Origin of the sequence: Mesoplasma syrphidae (assembly GCF_002843565.1) — a bacterium.
Lineage (GTDB): Bacteria > Bacillota_I > Bacilli_A > Mycoplasmatales > Mycoplasmataceae > Tullyiplasma > Tullyiplasma syrphidae.
On sequence record NZ_CP025257.1, the window covers coordinates 505,984 to 524,808 of the forward strand.

Annotated in this window: 15 protein-coding genes; 2 read left to right on the forward strand and 13 right to left on the reverse strand. The window is 28.4% G+C overall.

Annotated features, from left to right (window positions below; translation table 4 throughout):
* Nucleotides 1–92: 92 nt before the first annotated feature.
* Together CXP39_RS02150 and holA are read right to left on the reverse strand one after the other, a co-directional pair.
* Nucleotides 93–1,502 (reverse strand): hypothetical protein, encoded by a 1,410-nt coding sequence (locus tag CXP39_RS02150; RefSeq protein ID WP_027048058.1) that lies wholly within the window; start codon nucleotides 1,500–1,502, stop codon nucleotides 93–95.
* A 5-nt stretch (nucleotides 1,503–1,507) separates the two neighbouring features.
* Complete coding sequence (holA, locus tag CXP39_RS02155; protein ID WP_027048057.1) at nucleotides 1,508–2,467, reverse strand: DNA polymerase III subunit delta; 960 nt, start codon at nucleotides 2,465–2,467, stop codon at nucleotides 1,508–1,510.
* A 128-nt stretch (nucleotides 2,468–2,595) separates the two neighbouring features.
* On the opposite strand from holA, the gene rpsT reads away from it, so the two are divergent.
* Complete coding sequence (gene rpsT / locus CXP39_RS02160) at nucleotides 2,596–2,841, forward strand: 30S ribosomal protein S20 (RefSeq protein WP_027048056.1); 246 nt, start codon at nucleotides 2,596–2,598, stop codon at nucleotides 2,839–2,841.
* A gap of 58 nt (nucleotides 2,842–2,899) precedes the next feature.
* Here rpsT and CXP39_RS02165 read toward each other — a convergent pair whose 3' ends face one another.
* The 8 genes from CXP39_RS02165 to CXP39_RS02200 form a co-directional block, all read right to left on the reverse strand.
* Nucleotides 2,900–4,699, reverse strand: coding sequence for an MBL fold metallo-hydrolase (locus CXP39_RS02165; RefSeq protein WP_157823748.1), 1,800 nt, complete (start codon nucleotides 4,697–4,699; stop codon nucleotides 2,900–2,902).
* Nucleotides 4,700–4,990: 291 nt separating this feature from the next.
* Nucleotides 4,991–7,612 carry a valine--tRNA ligase gene (locus CXP39_RS02170; RefSeq protein WP_027048054.1) on the reverse strand — a complete coding sequence of 874 codons (2,622 nt, stop codon included), beginning with the start codon at nucleotides 7,610–7,612 and terminating at the stop codon, nucleotides 4,991–4,993.
* Between the two features lie 151 nt (nucleotides 7,613–7,763).
* Nucleotides 7,764–8,516, reverse strand: coding sequence for a hypothetical protein (locus tag CXP39_RS02175; RefSeq protein WP_027048053.1), 753 nt, complete (start codon nucleotides 8,514–8,516; stop codon nucleotides 7,764–7,766).
* Nucleotides 8,517–8,804: 288 nt separating this feature from the next.
* The gene (locus CXP39_RS02180; protein WP_027048052.1) at nucleotides 8,805–11,708 is read right to left on the reverse strand and encodes a cation-translocating P-type ATPase; all 2,904 of its coding nucleotides are present in this window, start codon (nucleotides 11,706–11,708) and stop codon (nucleotides 8,805–8,807) included.
* Nucleotides 11,709–11,729: 21 nt separating this feature from the next.
* Nucleotides 11,730–12,317, reverse strand: coding sequence for a ribosome biogenesis GTP-binding protein YihA/YsxC (gene yihA / locus CXP39_RS02185; protein WP_027048051.1), 588 nt, complete (start codon nucleotides 12,315–12,317; stop codon nucleotides 11,730–11,732).
* A 12-nt stretch (nucleotides 12,318–12,329) separates the two neighbouring features.
* A complete protein-coding gene (locus CXP39_RS02190) occupies nucleotides 12,330–12,902 on the reverse strand; it encodes a hypothetical protein (RefSeq protein WP_027048050.1) in 573 nt (190 codons plus the stop codon).
* Nucleotides 12,889–13,545 carry a hypothetical protein gene (locus tag CXP39_RS02195; protein WP_027048049.1) on the reverse strand — a complete coding sequence of 219 codons (657 nt, stop codon included), beginning with the start codon at nucleotides 13,543–13,545 and terminating at the stop codon, nucleotides 12,889–12,891. The genes CXP39_RS02190 and CXP39_RS02195 overlap by 14 nt, the downstream gene beginning before the upstream one ends.
* Before the next feature lie 5 nt (nucleotides 13,546–13,550).
* A complete protein-coding gene (locus tag CXP39_RS02200) occupies nucleotides 13,551–14,246 on the reverse strand; it encodes a hypothetical protein (RefSeq protein ID WP_027048048.1) in 696 nt (231 codons plus the stop codon).
* 85 nt (nucleotides 14,247–14,331) lie between these two features.
* Between CXP39_RS02200 and CXP39_RS02205 the strand changes: the two genes are divergently transcribed.
* A complete protein-coding gene (locus tag CXP39_RS02205; RefSeq protein WP_027048047.1) occupies nucleotides 14,332–15,027 on the forward strand; it encodes a hypothetical protein in 696 nt (231 codons plus the stop codon).
* 30 nt (nucleotides 15,028–15,057) lie between these two features.
* Here CXP39_RS02205 and CXP39_RS02210 read toward each other — a convergent pair whose 3' ends face one another.
* The 3 genes from CXP39_RS02210 to hisS all read right to left on the reverse strand — a co-directional run bounded on the left by CXP39_RS02210 (nucleotide 15,058) and on the right by hisS (nucleotide 18,713).
* Nucleotides 15,058–15,576 carry a lipoprotein gene (locus CXP39_RS02210; RefSeq protein ID WP_027048046.1) on the reverse strand — a complete coding sequence of 173 codons (519 nt, stop codon included), beginning with the start codon at nucleotides 15,574–15,576 and terminating at the stop codon, nucleotides 15,058–15,060.
* Between the two features lie 159 nt (nucleotides 15,577–15,735).
* Nucleotides 15,736–17,457, reverse strand: a complete 1,722-nt coding sequence (gene aspS, locus CXP39_RS02215) for an aspartate--tRNA ligase (RefSeq protein WP_027048045.1) — start codon at nucleotides 17,455–17,457, stop codon at nucleotides 15,736–15,738.
* 2 nt (nucleotides 17,458–17,459) lie between these two features.
* Nucleotides 17,460–18,713 carry a histidine--tRNA ligase gene (gene hisS / locus CXP39_RS02220; RefSeq protein WP_027048044.1) on the reverse strand — a complete coding sequence of 418 codons (1,254 nt, stop codon included), beginning with the start codon at nucleotides 18,711–18,713 and terminating at the stop codon, nucleotides 17,460–17,462.
* Nucleotides 18,714–18,825: the final 112 nt, after the last annotated feature.

Sequence of the window (18,825 nt, forward strand, 5' to 3'; positions counted from 1 at the left end):
TGAAATTGGAAAAAATTCCATAAGCAAAATACTTTGCATCAAAAAAAGTGGAGTATTACTCCACTAAACTTTTCAAAATATAAGCTAAATTTTTAACTTTCGTTCTCATCTTTTTCAAATAATGAAGGATCCATTTCATATTTTTGACCCTGCATTGCAGCCATTACAGCTTTTTGATATTCATTATTTGCACGCATAATTTTTTCTCTATCTGGTCTTGGATTAATTACTAATAACCCAATTCCATATACAACAGTTATAACAATAAATACTAACGCAACAATTGCCATTGAAGTAACAGTCGCAAATTTAGATCCATTTAATTCTGTTAGTTTTGATCAAAATAGATTAAATTCTTCGGGACTAACCTTGTTTTCTAAAGCTGTTCCATTCAGATTTTTTCACATATTTTCAAAAAATGATCATCACAATGATTTAAAGTTACCAACTGATACATAACGGTATATTGTAAAAATGACAATTCCATATACAACAACTAAAAATACAACTGTAAATGTTCCTACACGGTATTTGGTTCTTGCAGGCTGAACTGTTTTTCCATTAACACGCACTTTTTTATTAATATCTAATCATAAATACAAAGGCGGTAGAATATACAAGACATATGACAACCAATTCATCGTCTGATTTGATACACTTAATGGCAAGCTTCCAATTGAAACAAGCTGATAACTTGTTCTTCCTGGCAATTGATAATACAGTTTTCCTGATTCTGTTAACCCTCCAAAAATTTTGTCAATCTCAGTATTACTCATTTCTGCTTTAAATGAAACTACAAGAGACATTGTAATGATTAATAAAACCGCTGCTATTGATGAAATAATTGCCAAAATCATTTTCATTATTGGCATATATTTATTTTTTCGATCAAAAGCATAAAAATAGGGATTTTGCATTGGATGAATTGGTAAACCAGAAGCTGGTCCCCCAAAAGGTCCTTGACCAAATTGCTGTTGATTAAACCCTTGATTTGAATTTGATCCAATTCCGCCTCCAAAAGTAATATTTTCAGGATTAACTTTTTCTACTTCAGGTTGAACTGACTCCTCTTTAAGATTTTCAGCTTTATCAAAATTTTCAACTTGTTCTTTTGACAATTTGGCATTTAAAAGTACTACTTCTTGACTAAGATTACCAGTTTGATCCAAAAGATCCTTATGATCAACTTCATATGTTTTACCTACATAAGAAATAAATTCAGAATATTGAGCATAAATTGAATCAATCTCAGCATTTTCAACTTTTTCTAAACGAATTTTTTCAGCAGTTAACTTAACAATTGCTTTTCCAAAAACAGTTGATCATTGAATTTCTTGATAGTCCTGCTCAAAGTCTTTTTCTAATGTTAGCAAGCTATTTACTTGTTTTAAAAAATTATTTCTAAATTCCACATTTTTAATCAAGAAGTATTTCAACCTCTCATTTTTAATAATGTTATTTAGTAAAAAAATAATACTCTCATATACTTTATTAGATTTCATAAATCTTATACCTCTTGTCTCATATTTTTTACAAACTCATATTCTGGTAAAACTGAAACTTCAAATTTTCCATTGAGAATACTTTTGTGAATTTTATATAACACTTCTATTTTATCATTTAATTGACTAATTTTACTACTATTATTTGATATCGCCAATTTTATCCGATAAGGATGTGCATTTAAAATAGTTGCAATTTCACTACTTGATTTGCGGGTCATTCTTAAAATTTTGACATCACGAATAAAACTTACATTTGCTCCAATTAGTCCAATTAGTCCAAACAAGTCATCATTTAATAATAAATATTGCTTATATAGTTTTAAAAAGCCATCAATGTCATTTTTTATGAAGCAGTTTGAGATTTCAAAAATATCATTTTCCAAATATCTTGTTAAGTTATTCTTAATAACTTCGCAAGTTAGCGGTTGCGACAAATTCACCAGTTTATTCAATTCATTGTTAATAACTTGCATATCATTTGGCAGATTTTGATAGATATAGGTTGCAAGTTTTCGATCCAAATTGACATTTGCTTTTGCAAAAAAAGTCGTAATATATTTAATAATTGTTTGCTCACTCATTAATTCTAACTTTTCAACTTGCATCAACTGATTAATAGTCTTAGCAATTTTTAATTTTTTTGAAAACTTATCACTATTTAAAGTAAAAATCAAAATAGTTTCAGGATTAGCGTTTTTCAACATTGCTTCTAACTTTTCAAGATTGAAACTTTTGTGCAACGTGACCTTCTCCTCATTAACAAATCAACAATCCCTAACTAAAACGATTTTTTTATTTTCGAATAATGAAAATGTATTGATGCTATCTCAAATTTGATTAAAATCATCTTCAATTAGTGAAAATTTTAAGACTTCATATTCATCATTTTTATTGATAGTTTTAATTAACTTATTTGTAGCTTTAGTTAATAAAAAATAGTCCAAAGAATATATAAAGTTCATTTGACAGCACCACCTTCTTACTAGTAATTTTACTACTAATATTTTGCTTTTAATCTATCATAATAAATCTTTTTTTGCTATACTTTATATTGTATTGAAAAGTTATAAAAATAAAAGGAGTTGAAAATATGGCAAACATCAAATCACAAAAAAAACGTGTTTTAACTAACGAAAAATCTCGTTCAGCAAATAAAGCTTTTAAATCAGAAATTAAAACTGCAATTAAAAAAGTTTCTATTGCTAAAGCTGAAAATGCAGATAACGTAAATGAATTAATTACTCATGCAGTTAGTTTAATTGATAAAGGGGTTAAAAAAGGAATCCTAAAAATGAACAAAGCTGCAAGAGAAAAATCTCGTTTAATGAGTGCTTAATTTCAATTAATCAATTATTAAAATAATACGAAAACACCGATTTTGGTGTTTTTTTATTTTACAGAACTTTAACTAATCCTGAACTAAAGTTGATGCGAACATTTTTAAAACCTTCAGTTATATAATAAACTATATTAAGTGATTTAAAGGTGTTCAAGGTTTGTTGATCAGGGAATTTTAGTCTTTGATAATACATTCCACTAATTAACCCCATTCTAGGATTTAATAATTTAATAAAATCATAATTTGATGACGTCTTCGAACCATGATGAGCAACTTGAAGAATATCTAAACGGCGAAGTCTTAAATAGTTTAAAAATTCAGAGTTAGTCATTAAATAATTTTCTGTTACTCTTTCAATGTCACCAGTGAACAAAAGTCTGGTATTGGCAAAATCAACAATGATAACTAACGACTTATTATTTTCGCTTTTTGCTAAAGAATTATTGAAAATTTTAATTGTCAAATTTTTGATAATTAGTTCGTCAAAATTACCAATTCGATAGTAAACATTTTTTACATAGAATTTCATTTGTAAATTTTCAAGAGCATTAAAATGATCTTCATGATTATGTGAAATAAAAATGGCATCAATTTTATTGATTCCTAAATATTTTAAATACTGAGATGGTAATTGTTTGCTAAAACCTTTACCAACCCCGCAATCAAATAAAACTGTTAAATTCTTATATTTATTAAAATAAATAAACGAATTTCCATTTCCGACATTTAACATTTCTAAATGGTGACTTGGCTTCATTAGTCAAATAATTAAGTAAATGCTTCCAACCAATATTAATCAAAGTAATTGATATTTTCAATTTCATTGAAAACTACATCATAATATCAAAATCATATAAATCAAAAAAACACCAAAAAAATCTTGATATCCTATATTTATTGAATAACTTAGTCATCCAACAATTTTAAATAAATGGTTTAATCAAAGTTCTAATCCATTTAGTCAAACGGGATTTGCCCCAAATATAAAAGTAGTTGTCACAATAACATTTATTAGAAGTAAAAATGGGGCTAATATAAAGTCTCATACAGGCGATAATAAATTAATCTGAAAGTCATAATAAATTTTTAAAGGAATTAATAGTAATCCAATCAAACTTATTTTAACTCTTTGTCTTTTGAGTAGCTTCAAAAATAAGTAACATATTGTGAAATATCAAAAACCATTACTTCCTACATAACTTGGAAATAATAAGCAAGGAACTCAAAAACTAGCAAAATTGGACCAAGGTTTTAATTTCTTATAATTTTTAAATGTTGCTTTAAGCAAAAACCGCATTAAAACTCATGAATAATTTAGAAAAAATCATCAGATTCATAAAAGACTAAATAAAACTTTTAGTATATTTTGATGATTATTAATATTGGGAATTTTGGTTATCAATATTCATAATCCTCAAATACTCAAGCTATTAAAATTTAATAAATGGCTAAGATTTAAATTCTGAATCAGGCTTTGAAAATTTTGACTTTTATCCTTGATATTAAATAAAAATAAGTGAATAAGTTCATGATCTGCAAAATTAAAAATTGTTTGATAAAAATAGTATCGTAGATAGTGCCAATTTTGATTAGTGATTTCGATTTCTTTAATCTGCTTAAACACTCGCTGATGATTTAAATATGTTTGAAATTGAAAAGTGAAGTAATGATTTTTGGATAATATTTCTACGTTACCATTAATTCTTACTCGTTGGTCTAAAATAAGATTTAAATGATAATTTGAGACATAATAATTTTGGTAATTGACTTTAATAATTGCATAACTAGGTTTCGCTTCAATGACAGTACCCTCTTGATTTGTAATTGATACAATATCTTTTGAATTTTGATTCAAATAAACTCATAATAGAATTGCAGCTGCAATAATTATATTTATTAAGAGCGTTCGCTTTCAATGACGTTTATTAAGAAAAATGCTACCTGCAGTGCAAAGAATAGCAAGGCTTGAAATTCAATAATTTTGACTTTTTATCATCAAATTTAAAAATAGCAGAGTCCCTAGAATCAGATAGTTTTCTAAGTTTGAAATTACTAAACGATATTTACAAGTATTTTTTAATGTAAATCCAATTTCAATTATTTCACCCCAAAAGAATTAGAAAAAAAGCAAAGCTATCAACTTTGCTTACTTTAGCGTTTTAAGTTTAACTTCAATTGCTTTTAATTGCTCTTTATAAGCTTGATATTTATTTTTCTCATCTTGAATCTTATCTTTGCTTGCTCTATTAATAAAATTCTCATTTTCTAACATTTTTTCTGATCTTGAAATTTCATTTACTAACATTGCTTGTCGATCAATAAGTTCTTGAATTAATTCATCTTTATTAATAAAACTTTCATTTGCAATCTCCAAGAAATATTCTTCAATTGCAATTGCAGTTAAATCTTCACTGGCAATTTTCTGAACAATTTCGGTATTTACAATTCCTTTAAGAAGATGATTAATTTCAGTGTTGAAAGCTTTAAATAATTCCCTATTATGGCTGTTTAAATTGGTTAATTTAAATTGTAATGGTAAGTTATTTTTAAGATTATTTTTACTTCTAAATTCGCGAACAACGGTAATTATATTAACAACTTGATTGATATAATCTGTATTAAATTCAAATTTATCAATTTTTCATTCCTCTTCAGTGATTGAACTTTTTAGGTTCAAATTTAAATAAATTTCTTCTGTCATAAACGGCGCAAAAGGATGTAACATAATTAAAATATTTTTCAAAACATAAAATAATGTTTGTTGGGTTGAATTATAAATAACAGAATCATTGGAATTTAAATTAATTTTTGCAAATTCAATATATCATGAACAATATTTAGTTCATACGAATTCATAAATTAATTTCCCAGCAATTGCAAACTCATATTTTTCAATTAACACTCGTACTTGTTGTTCGACCTTACTTAGTTCATTCAAAATTCATTTATCTGTAGCTGAAAGATGACTTATAAAGTTCATATCAGGAATAAAATTTTCATCTAAAGTCATTAATACATAACGAGAAGCATTTCATAATTTATTCATAAAGTTTCATGCACTGCGAACTTTTTCTGTTGAGTATTTAATATCTTGTCCTGGAGTTGAATTGGTTAACAAGAAAAATCTTAAGCTATCAACTCCATATTCAGCAATTATTTCCATTGGATCAATTCCATTTCCCAATGATTTTGACATTTTACGGCCTTGCTCATCACGAACCAAACCATGAATCAAAACATCATTAAATGGTTTTGAACCAGTAAACTCTTCTGTTTGAAAAATCATTCTAGCAACCCAAAAGAAAATAATGTCATACCCGGTAACTAATACATTAACCGGGAAATACGCTTGATAGTATTTTGAATCAATTCCTTCGCCACGCATTAGCGTTGCAAACGGCCATAGTCCTGAAGAAAATCAAGTGTCCAAAACATCTTCATCTTGAACTCAATTTTCTAAATCAGTTGGCTCTTTATCCCCAACATAAAGTTCATTAGTTTTTTTATTATATCAAGCTGGAATACGATGCCCTCATCATAATTGACGAGAGATACATCAATCATGAGCATTTTCCATTCATTTTTCTAAAACGCTAGCAAAACGCTCTGGAAAAAATTTAACCGCTTCATCACTATTTTGCAATTGTAAAATCATTGCAGCAAACTTTTCCATTTTCACAAATCATTGATCTGATAAATATGGTTCAACTATTGCATTTGAACGTTCTGAAAATCCTACTTGATGAGTAATTTCGTCGGCTTTAATAAAAGTATTTGCTTCAGACGTCATCTTAATAATTTTTTCACGTGCAACAAAGCGATCTAATCCTTGATAGTTTTCCCCACCAAGTTCGTTAATTGTTCCGTCTTCATTCATACATAGTGGCTTAGCCAAATCATGACGTTCACCAATCTCAAAATCATTAGGATCATGTGCTGGAGTACATTTCATAACTCCTGTTCCAAAATCAACTTCAACATATTCATCAGCAATTACTGGAATAACATCACCGTTAACTGGATTGATAACTTTCTTGCCAATATATTGAATATAGCGCTCATCTGTTGGATTAACTACAACACACTGATCAGCAAACATTGTTTCTGGTCGAGTTGTAGCAACTTCAAGATAAGCATCAGAATCTACTAGTTTATATTTAAAATAGTACATTGATCCAGTAATTTCTGAATAAATTACTTCAACATTTGAAATAGCTGTTTTTTGTTGAGGGTCTCAGTTAACAATTCGTTTTCCACGATATATCAATCCCTTATTATAAAAATCAATAAAAATTTGTTTTACTAATTCATTAACATCGTCATCTAAAGTAAATTTTTCAACACTATAATCTAAAGCCAAACCTAATTTAGCTCATTGTTGACGAATAATTGCTGCATACTCTGCTTTTCAAGTTCATGCCTCTTCTAAAAATTTTTCACGTCCTAAATCAAAACGATTAATTCCTTGTTCACGAAGTTTTGCTTCAACTTTTACTTGTGTACTAATTCCTGAATGATCCATTCCTGGAACAAATAACACATCAAATCCAACTAACTTTTTAAAGCGAATTATAGCATCTTGTAAACTTCCATCTCATGCATGACCAATATGAAGTTTACCAGTAACATTTGGAGGTGGTAAAATAATTGAAAATTTTGGCTTTTTAGAATTCGGATTAGCTGCAAAACGATTATCGGCAATTCATTGTTCATATTTTCCGTTTTCAACTTCATTTGGATTATATTTTGGTGCTAATTCTTTTCTAATTTTCATATTTTTTCCTCACGTTCAATACTATAATTTTACAATAGATTTTAGTTTGAACAAAGATTTTTAGTAAATATCTTCGATGTTATTATCACAAGTAAGTATCATATAATTTTTGATATTAGGTTTTTCATTATTATTAAAAATAAATCTAAATTAGTTTATTGTCGTTATAAAAAATTTTACGCATATAAACAAAATTATTAATTAATATACTCGGTAGTACTTCTATTGAATCTTTCTTATTATTATGAAGTATGTCTAAATTTTGATAATAATCAATTCTATTAATAATAGCTCCATAAATTCTAAGATAATTTAAAAAAATCTTAAATTCTTTATCTAAAGCATTTTTATTATTGACATTTTTTTGAAGTTTTTTTTGAAAACGCTTTTGATTAAATTGTATGGGTCCATTATGAACTGAAACTTTTTTATTCTCATACAACACAAAATTATCATAAAAATTTATATTCTCATAATCATTAAGCATCATTACATAATATTTAACAGCTTCCTTTTTTGAAAAGAATGTTTTATGTTTGATTTTATTTTTAAATTTACATTGTAAATATACTATTGATAGTACGGATAGTAAATAAATTATCGTTATTAATAATATATAAATTCAAAATTCTTGATAACCAATGGGTATTAAAAAGCAAAATACAATATATAAAGTAGTATTTAGTATAGCAGTTATGTAATACCAACATAAAAGTTTGAGTTTATCACTTTTTAAAAGCAATGGAAAAGACTTAGTATCAATTTCTTTACCAAATCATAAAATAACAAATTTTGTTTTAAAACGTCAACTTAAACTAGTAACTAAGTACGGAATGAGTGTTAATTCTAATGCCGCTGAAAAACTTAAAACTAAATACAAATATAAACCAAATTCCATATTTTCTCCTTATAAATTACTCTAAGATTTATTGTCGCAATAATTTATTACATTAAATTTAAACTATTATTATTAATAAAAATTAATTACCTGATTTGAATTAAAAACTGTCATTTGTAAATTTATTTTGACTTCTCCTCTACTTTATCATTTAAAAAAGAAAATCAAAAAACAAAAAAAGATTTGAAAATTGAAATGGTGCTAATGATTAAGTTTAATAAAAAAACAAGCTATAAAGCTTGTTTGTTATTTTTAGGTTCTATTATAATTTGTTTTTTACAAACATAACTATTTTTTAATTTGCTTATTTTTTTTGGCTTGTGCAATTTCTTCTTTGCGATCCGCTTCTAACATTTTTAACACTAATTCACGATTTGTTTGTCATGATTTTGGAGCTAAGTGATAAGAATAAAACACAATTGCATCAGTTAATAAAATTCCTAACGGAGCAATTAAAGCCATTCCAAATGACGCAAAAATTAATCATATATTTTGAGCATTTCATCCTTGCAACATTCGTCCATCAATTTCTTTTGTTCCATAATGAACTAATCCAAAAATATTATCATTAATTCCTGGAATGAATGTAACGATCATTCCTAGTCCTAATGCAATTAATGAAGCATATACTAATGGCATTGAAATCGTTCAATTAACTTTACGGTTTGCCTGTCAGTTTGATAACTTAATTAAATGTGCAAATAGCAACGGTGATGAAACTGTAGTAATAAACATTGCAGTTCGACCAAATGAAATAAATTGAATTTTATCTGTTAATGTTAAATTTGATGTTGTTTTGAAAAAAGTATATCAAGAACTTTCGTCAATTGCTCCTCAAACTTTTATATCTACAGCTTCCATTCCTACAAAGAAAGCGAGAATTGATGCTGCTCCTGAAAATAAACCAATTTTTACAATTGGAAGAAGTGATCCTTTAAGCAACCCATTTTTTCCAAATTTTGGTGGTAATAACATTAAGGTATCATCTAATGGACCCATTCCAATCGCAATTGCTAAACATGATTCAACAATTAAGTTAATAAACAAAATATTTGTGGCTTCTAGTGGTGAAACATGCAGAATCATTGAAATAACAAAAATTGAAACAACGTTTGCTAAGTTGAATCCCATTAATAAAACAATTGCTCGTTTTATTTTTTGATAAACGTTACGTCCTTCATTAACACCTTTCATAATTGTGGCAAAGTTATCATCAGTTAAAATAACGTCTGCTGCTTGTTTAGCAACATCTGTTCCAGTAATTCCCATTGCTACTCCAATATCAGCTTTGCTTAAACTTGGAGCATCATTAACTCCATCTCCTGTCATTGAAACAATGTTACCTTTTTTTTGCAATGCATTTACAATACGAACTTTATGATCAGGGTTAACTCTGGCAAAAACTTTAATGTTATCGATTACTCGAAGCAATTCTTCTTCACTGTAGCGCTCTAAAGCTTCTGAAGACATAACTTCATATGGTGTATAAGCTAAGTCTAAATCACGAGCAATAGCCAAAGCTGTAATCGCATGATCACCTGTAATCATTACTACACGAATTCCTGCAGCGTGTGCTTCTTCAATTGCTTGAACAGCTTCGATTCTAACCGGGTCAATCATTGCGACTGCTCCTACAAAAATTAAATTCGCTTCATAATTAGCTTTAGTTTGATTAATATCGTCACTATAAGCAAATGCTAAAACTCTCAAAGCATCATCACTTAAAGTAGTTGCTGACTTTAAAATTTCATGACGATGTTCGTCCGTCAAATTAATAATTTGATCATTTAAAATAATTCGTGAACAAACTTTTAATAACTGATCAATTGCTCCTTTAGTAAAAGTCACTTGTTTGCTATCAATTTCATTAACTGTAGTCATTAGTTTACGTTCACTATCAAATGGTATTTCATCTGTTCTCAATCATAGTTCACGAGACTTTTGCTCATCAATTCCCATTAATTCAGCATAGTCAACTAGCGCCAATTCAGTTGGATCTCCAATTCGTTCTGTACCTTCAGTTACTGAATCATTTGGCAATACTAAGCTTTTTAAAAATAGCTCTTTTTGTAAGGAACTTGGCAATTTAACATAATCTTTTTGAGTAATAATTTTATTATTAACAATAACCTTTTGTACAGTCATTTTATTTTGAGTAAGTGTTCCAGTTTTATCTGTACAAATAACGTTTACTGAACCCAAAGTTTCTACAGATGCCAACTTTTTAACAATTACATTTTCTTTAGCCATACGTTTTGTTGAAAACGATAATGTGATAGAAACAACAGCTGCTAACGATTCAGGAATTACTCCAATTGCTAACGTAATTGCCACCATTAAGTAATTTGCTCAAGCATTACGATCACCTGTAAATAACATTGCTGCAAAAATTGTCACTCCCACAAAAGCAGCAGCACATGAAATTCAGTAACTAAATGAAGTTAATTTTTTTTCTAATGGTGTATGCTCATCTTCATTGCTATTAACTGCTGCTGCAATTTTACCAATTTCACTGTTAATTGCCGTTGCAATAACAACACCAATTCCTCTTCCCGCTGTTGTAAATGTTGACATAAAGGCAATATTTTTTTTCTCTGCTAAAATAACAGTCGGTGAAATTTTATTGGCATGCTTATCCACTGGAACTGATTCTCCAGTTAAAATTGATTCATCAATCATAAAATCGGAAGCTTTAATAATTCGTAATTCAGCTGGAACATATTTACCAGCTTCTAAAACAACAATATCTCCAACAACCAAATCTGCTGCATCAATTTCTTTTTGTTGTCCATCACGAATTACAACACTTCGTGGTTTTGATAAAGCTTTCAGCGCATCTACAGATTTTCGCGCTTTAACCGTTTGAACTGTTTCTAAAATAGCATCGATAATAACAATCGCAATGATTACTATAAAATCAATAAAATCATGAAAACTCATATGTCCTGTTTTATTAGCAACTATTGGAGCAACAACCGAAATTATTGCTGCAATGATCAAAATAATTTGTAATGGCTCAATAAATGCTAATAAGAAAGTTCTATATCATGGAGTAACTCTGGCAACTGGTAGCTCGTTTTTCCCATCACTTAAAAGTTTTTTATCAACTTGTTCTTGGGTTAGACCTTTTTTAAAATCAGTTTGCAAATCTTTTTCAATGTCTGCTAACTTTTTCGATTCATAATTTTCCATTTATTATTTTTCCTTTATAATTTAATTTTCTATAATTTTAACAAATTCTATTCATGCATCTTGAATATTTGTCTTATTTAAATTCGAAACCTTTAAAAATGCATCATTTTCATAAAATTTTAATGTTTCTTTAATCATTTTTTCATTTCTAGCAATTTCATTGCGTTTCAATTTATCCAATTTGGTTCCAATCATTAATACTGGAATTTCACATTGTTTTAAAAAATCATACATTGCCTTATCATCATTTGTTGGTTGGTGACGAAGATCAACTAGCATACAGACTCCTTTAAGATTATCGCGATTCATTAGATAATCTTCCATCATTTCTCCAAACTTTATTTTCATTTTAATATTAATTTTGGCATATCCATATCCTGGTGCATCAACGATACGAAAATATCCCTTATTAATATCAAAAAAGTTTAGTAGTCGAGTTTTGCCTGGTGTATTAGCAACTTTAGCTAACTTATTTTGATTTGCAATTGAGTTAATAAAGCTTGACTTACCTACATTACTACGCCCAACAAAGCAAATTTCTGGAATTTCATCTTCAATTCAACCGCTTCTGTCTGCTGCTGATTTTATAAATACCGCTTGTTTAATCATTTTAAATTTCCCCTATTCAAATGCTGTTTTAATTTCTAATGTTTTCAAAAAGTCTTTCAATTCTCAATGATATCGTAGTTTCATTTGCATCACTAAATTACTGTTTTCATCCATATAATTAATAAAAATTTTACGACGTTTCAAGTCATTTGTCACTCCAATAATACTTTCATAGCTAATAACATCATTTAAAAATGCTAACTTATGATTTTTGGCAATTACAAGTGCAGATTCTGCAAGTTTGAGCCCTCAAACAAGAAAAATAAAAGCTGCAATTACATATCCCAAGAATAAGGTTATTCCAATTCCATAAACTATTGAAGTCATATCACTTTTAACAACAAAATATAAACCGAAAGTAACAATGGCTAAAACAAATAAAATTGGCATAACTAAATATATTCAAGCATTAATAAAAAATAAAATGCGTTTGTTTTCATAAACAGCAACTTTTTGAGATTTAAATTTTTTCAGCTTATTAAGTTTTTTAATAACATCAACAATTAAATAAATCATTAGTAAAAAAATAATGATTGATAGAATCGTCAAGGTTGGTAATAGAATAAGTGTTTTAGATGCTAACATTGTTATCTCCTTGTTGCATTTTTTTAATTTGATTAATGATTAAGGTTATTTCAGGACTACTTGAAATAATTTTGTATAAGCATTTTTGTGTATGAATTATATATCCGGGAAAATAATTACCATTGTCGTAAATAATTGCAATATATGCTTTTACAATATCTTTAAAGATAATTTGCTGATAAATACCATCTTGGTCAAAAATTATGCGCTTATTTGTCACATACATAGTTTTAGATTCTGCTTGAAAGTTTCTTTTCTTAAATCCAAATAGTTGATAATCTGACTTAAAGCCCATAAATTCAACTTCATCATAATAGTTTTCCATTTGATCATATTTACCAAATCCATACTTATTGAGTTCTTTAAGATCACGATTCTTATCATCAAAAATATAACTTTGATTTTCTTCAACAAAATAAAGTTTTTCACCTGTTGGTAATTCAAATTTGGTCGAAATTGGCTTTAGCAACTCTGTTTTCATTCACTTCAGCTTTTGAACTTTTCAATAACGCTGATATTCTTCAGCAACCTTTCGATATGGTCTATGTTTTTGCTGATATTTTAATGCCATTAAGCCAGAAATTAATAAAGCTATGAAATATAAAATAGCACAGATAATTAAAGCTAAGTACTTAGTTTGCATAACTATTATTCTTCTTCAAAATTGTCTTGTTCTCAAAAGATCATTAGCGTTAATAGGCCTTCAAGATTGTTTAAAAGTCTTCATATTTTTAAATAGCCTAACTCATTTATCACTGGATTTTCCAAAATAAATAATTCAACTAAAACAGTATTGCCTTCTTTGAGATCATTAAAGTCCTTTTCTTTAGTCAAGATATTTAAAATCTTTTTAAATTCATCGCTGTAGTTAATTATTTCCAAGTTTGTTAATATGTCTTGATATTGCTCATGAGCATACTCAGTAATCATAGTTTTATATTCTGCAATTAAATTTTCTTCTGTGTTTTCAAAAATACCTTCCGACATTTTTTGCTCTATTTTTGTAGCTATTTGCATTAATAATTCTGTCTCTTTTAAGTTATTTGCAATGCCACTTGCTAAATATAAAAACGATAATAACTTAGCTTGATCAACATCAACAATTTCAAAAATTACTTTCTCTATAGCTGCTGTCATTTTTACTAAATCATCGACTAAATTTTCAAATTCTTCAATTACTTCCAATTCACTAAATTTATCAATTAATTTCGTCAGCTTGTCAAAATTTTTATTTTCTTGTTTCAATTCATCCTCTAAAAACTCTAAATTTGTAATTATTAATCCTAAGGCAGGTTCAAAAAATCCTAATTCCAGTTCTTGATTTGATTGTTTTTCTTTACTCATAATAGCACCTCTATTTAATATAAATTATACCTTATATACATTGATAGTTTATTTTTATATAATGAAATAGTTGAAAGGAGTTATTATGATAGAAATATTTAAATTGAAAGAATTAAAGTCAAATGATTTAAAACAGTTAGCCCATGTCACTCCTTGATGAGAAAAAAACATAAATCAAATATTGAAAAAAAATAAGCGCTGAATAGAAAAATTTGGCATTAATTCAAATGATTTTATACCTTTTGAAAAAATTGAACAAGCAACTTATTCTAAGCTATTTGCGGCGAGCAATAATTATTTGAATTTTTTTAAACCAAAGTTAAAACAATTTATTAATGACGAGCGCTTATTCAAAAAATTTGATCAAATGCTTACTGATTACATGACTTTAAATGGATTTTGCTGAGGTATTCAAACAGTTATTGATTATTATCTTTTCTTAGAAACTAACGATGTTGAAAATAAACGTAAATGTGCAATAAAACTTGGTAATCAAGTCATCAACAAAAAATATCTACGTTTTAAAAACGAAATCTATAAGACAATTATAGAACATGATGTTTTGGATGAAATTTTTTCAAATGAAGTTCACTTGGACTCTCAATTATTTGAGTCAAAAGTTATTATTTTGACGTTGGCAAAATTTTCTGCAAAGCTTTTAAAAGCAAAAAAAATATCAAAAGAGGTTCATCTTCGAGTAACTTACCTTTGTTATCTGCAATTAGGATTTAATCAAGCTTACAATTGACTATATTATGATTTGATAAATAGACTATATTAAAAAAATCCTCAAAGAGGATTTTTTTAATTCTTAATCAGCTTTTACAAATGTCAACTCAAGTTTTTCAACTTTGTTGTATCTTTCTTCAACTACAAAAGTAACAATAATATTTTTGCCATCTTTATCTTTTTCAACTTTAACTGTTTTTACACCTTCAGGTTTGGCAATTCCTTGAATTGCTGTAACTGCAGCATCAATAGTAGAATGTTTTTTATTAGTCTCTTTTTCGGCATTCTCCTTAAAATTTTTAAAATCAACTACTTTCATATCAGCTGAATCATTAAATGCTTTCATGGCCTTAACAATTGCTGCATAAGCCTTTGAAACGTCTTCTTCTTTTTTAACTTTTTTGGCTTCTAGAATTGCCTGTTTCAATGCTTCAAAGGCAGTTTTAGTTTTTTTGCCTTGTTGAATTTTTTCGGCCTTTTCAATTTGTGCTTTCAAAGCCTGCAAGTTAGGTTTTTTAGCCTCTTTTGTACATGATACGACCGTTGAGCCAACCGTTGCAGCTAAACTAACTGCTCCTAAAACAGTAAGTAATTTTTTCATATTTTTCTCCTTTTGTTAATTTCTATATAACACTTATATAATTGCACTCATTACATGCTTATAAAATAATCAGTCAAGCTAACGGTTCATTAAACAAAAAAAATTGGTTTCCCAATTCTAAAAAGAATTTTTAACCAATTGAATATTTTAGTATTTTATCTATGTTGTTTTAATAAAAAGTTCGCTTAGTTGTTTTTCAGCAACATAATCTGGAGCGTTATTCATTGGATCAATTCCAGATGAATTTTTTGGAAATGCAATGACATCACGAATTGATTCAGCATTTGACATTATCATTGCTCAACGATCAATTCCTAAACCCATTCCAGCATGATAAGGGGCTCCATATTTATATGCATTCATAAATCAACCAAAATTGCGCTCAACTGTTTCTGAAGTTAGTTCTACAGCATCAAACATACGTTGTTGAATTTCAGGATCAGTAATTCGTTGTGATCCTGAGCCAATTTCATAACCATTAATGACTAAATCATAAGCATAAGCAACCGCATTAGCCTTATTTGTGTCAAAGTCAGCTAAAGAGCAATCTTTTGGCATTGTAAATGGATGATGGGCAGCCTCAAAACGTTGCTCGTCTTCGTTTCACTCAAACAAAGGAAAATCAGTAACTCACAATGGCTTACAATCATTTAAATCTGCCATATTAAATATTCTTGCCAAATGAATTCTTAATGCTCCCATTGCTTGTGAAATTACATTATAAGGGCCAGTTTGAAGTAGTAATGTTCCATTTGAGATTACTTCAAATTCTTCTAGTATTTTAACTTTTTCTTGCTCACTCAATTGACTTGCAATTGAACCCGATCAAATTCCATTTTCAACTTTTGCAAAACCAAAACCGTTAAGCCCATTTTGTTTTGCTGTTTCTGTTAATTCTTCAATTTGCCTTTTACCTAGAAGTTGGTCAATCATAATTCCTCTAATTGGCATTGCTGTTCCGACTAACATTTTAACAGTTGTATTGCTAAAGATTTCCTCCAAATCATGAATTTTTAAGTCATATCTTAAATCTGGTTTATCAATTCCATAGTTTTTAATTGCTTCTCTATACGGCATTCTTAATAAAGGTTCTTTAATGTCAATTCCCTTAAATTCTTTTAAAGTTTTTTTAACTAGTTCTTCAACAATTACCATCACATCTTCACCTGTTGCAAAACTCATTTCTAAATCCAACTGAGTAAATTCGGGTTGACGATCAATTCTTAAATCTTCATCTCTAAAGCATCTAGCAATTTGATAGTAACGATCAATTCCCGATATCATTAATAATTGTTTATATAATTGCGGTGATTGAGGTAGTGCATAAAATTTATTTCTATTTAAACGTGACGGAACTAAAAAATCTCGTGCTCCTTCTGGAGTTGATTTTCCAAAATAAGGTGTTTCAACTTCTAAAAAATTATTATATTCTAGAACAGATCTAAATATTGAGTTTAACTTTGCGCGAACTTTTAAATGTTGTTGCATTGAAGTACGTCTTAAATCTAAATAACGATATGTCATTCTAGTGTCTTCAAGCGCTTCTAGATCTTCTTCAATTTGAAATGGTGTCAATTCAGATTGATTAATAATACTAATACCTGTAACTTTAATTTCAATTTCCCCTGTTGGTAACTCTAAGTTTTTTGATTTACGCTCGACTACAGTTCCTGTTACTTCAATCACGTACTCAGGCCTAATTGATTGTATTAATTCACTATGTGCTTCATCTATAATTAACTGAGTAATTCCATAAAAATCACGCATATCAATAAAATTCATTGCCCCCATTTTACGAATTTTTTTAACTCATCCTTGTAAAAGAACTGCTTGTCCAACATTTGCAATATTAAGTTGACCACAGTTATGTGTTCTTTTCATTTTTATTCTCCTTTTAAATTATTTATTAATTCTTCAATTGCTAAAATTGTATTTTGCTTAGTAAACTGATTTTTAACTTGAAGTTTACGTGATTCATATTCTTTATCACCAATGACAATGACATTATGGGCCTTAAATTTATCAGCTTGTTTAAATGCAGATTTGAAACTTCGATTCATTAAATCTGTATCAGCTTTAATTCCAGCATTGCGCAATTTAAATAACAATTCCTGATTAAGTTGCATTCCTTTTTCAGATACTGCAATTGTATAAACATCCAAATCATCTGAAGTGGCCAATGATATATTTTCAGCTGCTAACATAATTAAAAGGCGTTCTAATCCCATTCCAAATCCAGCGCTGGGAACCATTGGGCCTTCAAGTTCAGAAACCAAATTATTGTATCGCCCTCCAGCAATTATTGTTTGCTGACCACCAAGTTTTTCTGATAAACATTTTAATTCAAAGATAAACCCTGTGTAATAATCTAACCCTCGCACCAGTTTTGGATTGATTACAGTTTTAATCCCCAAATTATTTAATCCATTGATTAAATTATTAAATTCTGTTTGCTCACTAGCTGATAAAAAAATATTCATATCTGGAATGTTTGTAAATTTGTATCCATCAACTTTACAATCTAGAATGCGCAATGGATTTTGAACCATTCTAATTTGACAATCACCACATAATTCAAATGTCTGCAAGTATTTTTTTAATTCAGCAACATAAGCAATTCGCGCATCCCCTGTTACTAAATAGTTAATTTCAATTTCCAAATTTTTATCCAATTGCAGTTCCTTAACAATTTGATTAGCAATTATAATAATCTCCATATCTTGGTTAAAACTATTAGCCCCAAAAGCCTCAATTCCCAGCTGATGAAATTGTCGATTGCGACCAACTTGCGGACGTTCATACCTAAACATTGGTCCAATATAAAAAACTTTAAATGGCAAATATTCTGGAGCATATAATTTATTTTCAACTAAGCTACGTACAATTGATGCAGTTCCTTCAGGACGTAAAACAAATTCACGTCCTTTTTTATCAACTAACTCATACATTTCTTTGGAAACAACATCACTTGTTTCACCAACACTTCTTACAAATAATTCTTTGGCTTCAAAAATAGGAGTACGAATTTCCGAATAATTAAACTTCGCCAAAATGTTTTTCAGTTTATTTTCAAGTGCTGACCATTGTTTAGCATCTTGCCCAAATATATCTTGGGTCCCACGAGGTTTTTGAATCATATTTTCACGTCCTTTATATGTTATTAATTATATAACAAGCATAGATTATTTATGATGCTAAGATAAATAAAAAAATAACGCTTTTGCGTTATTTTTGAACTGATTATTTATT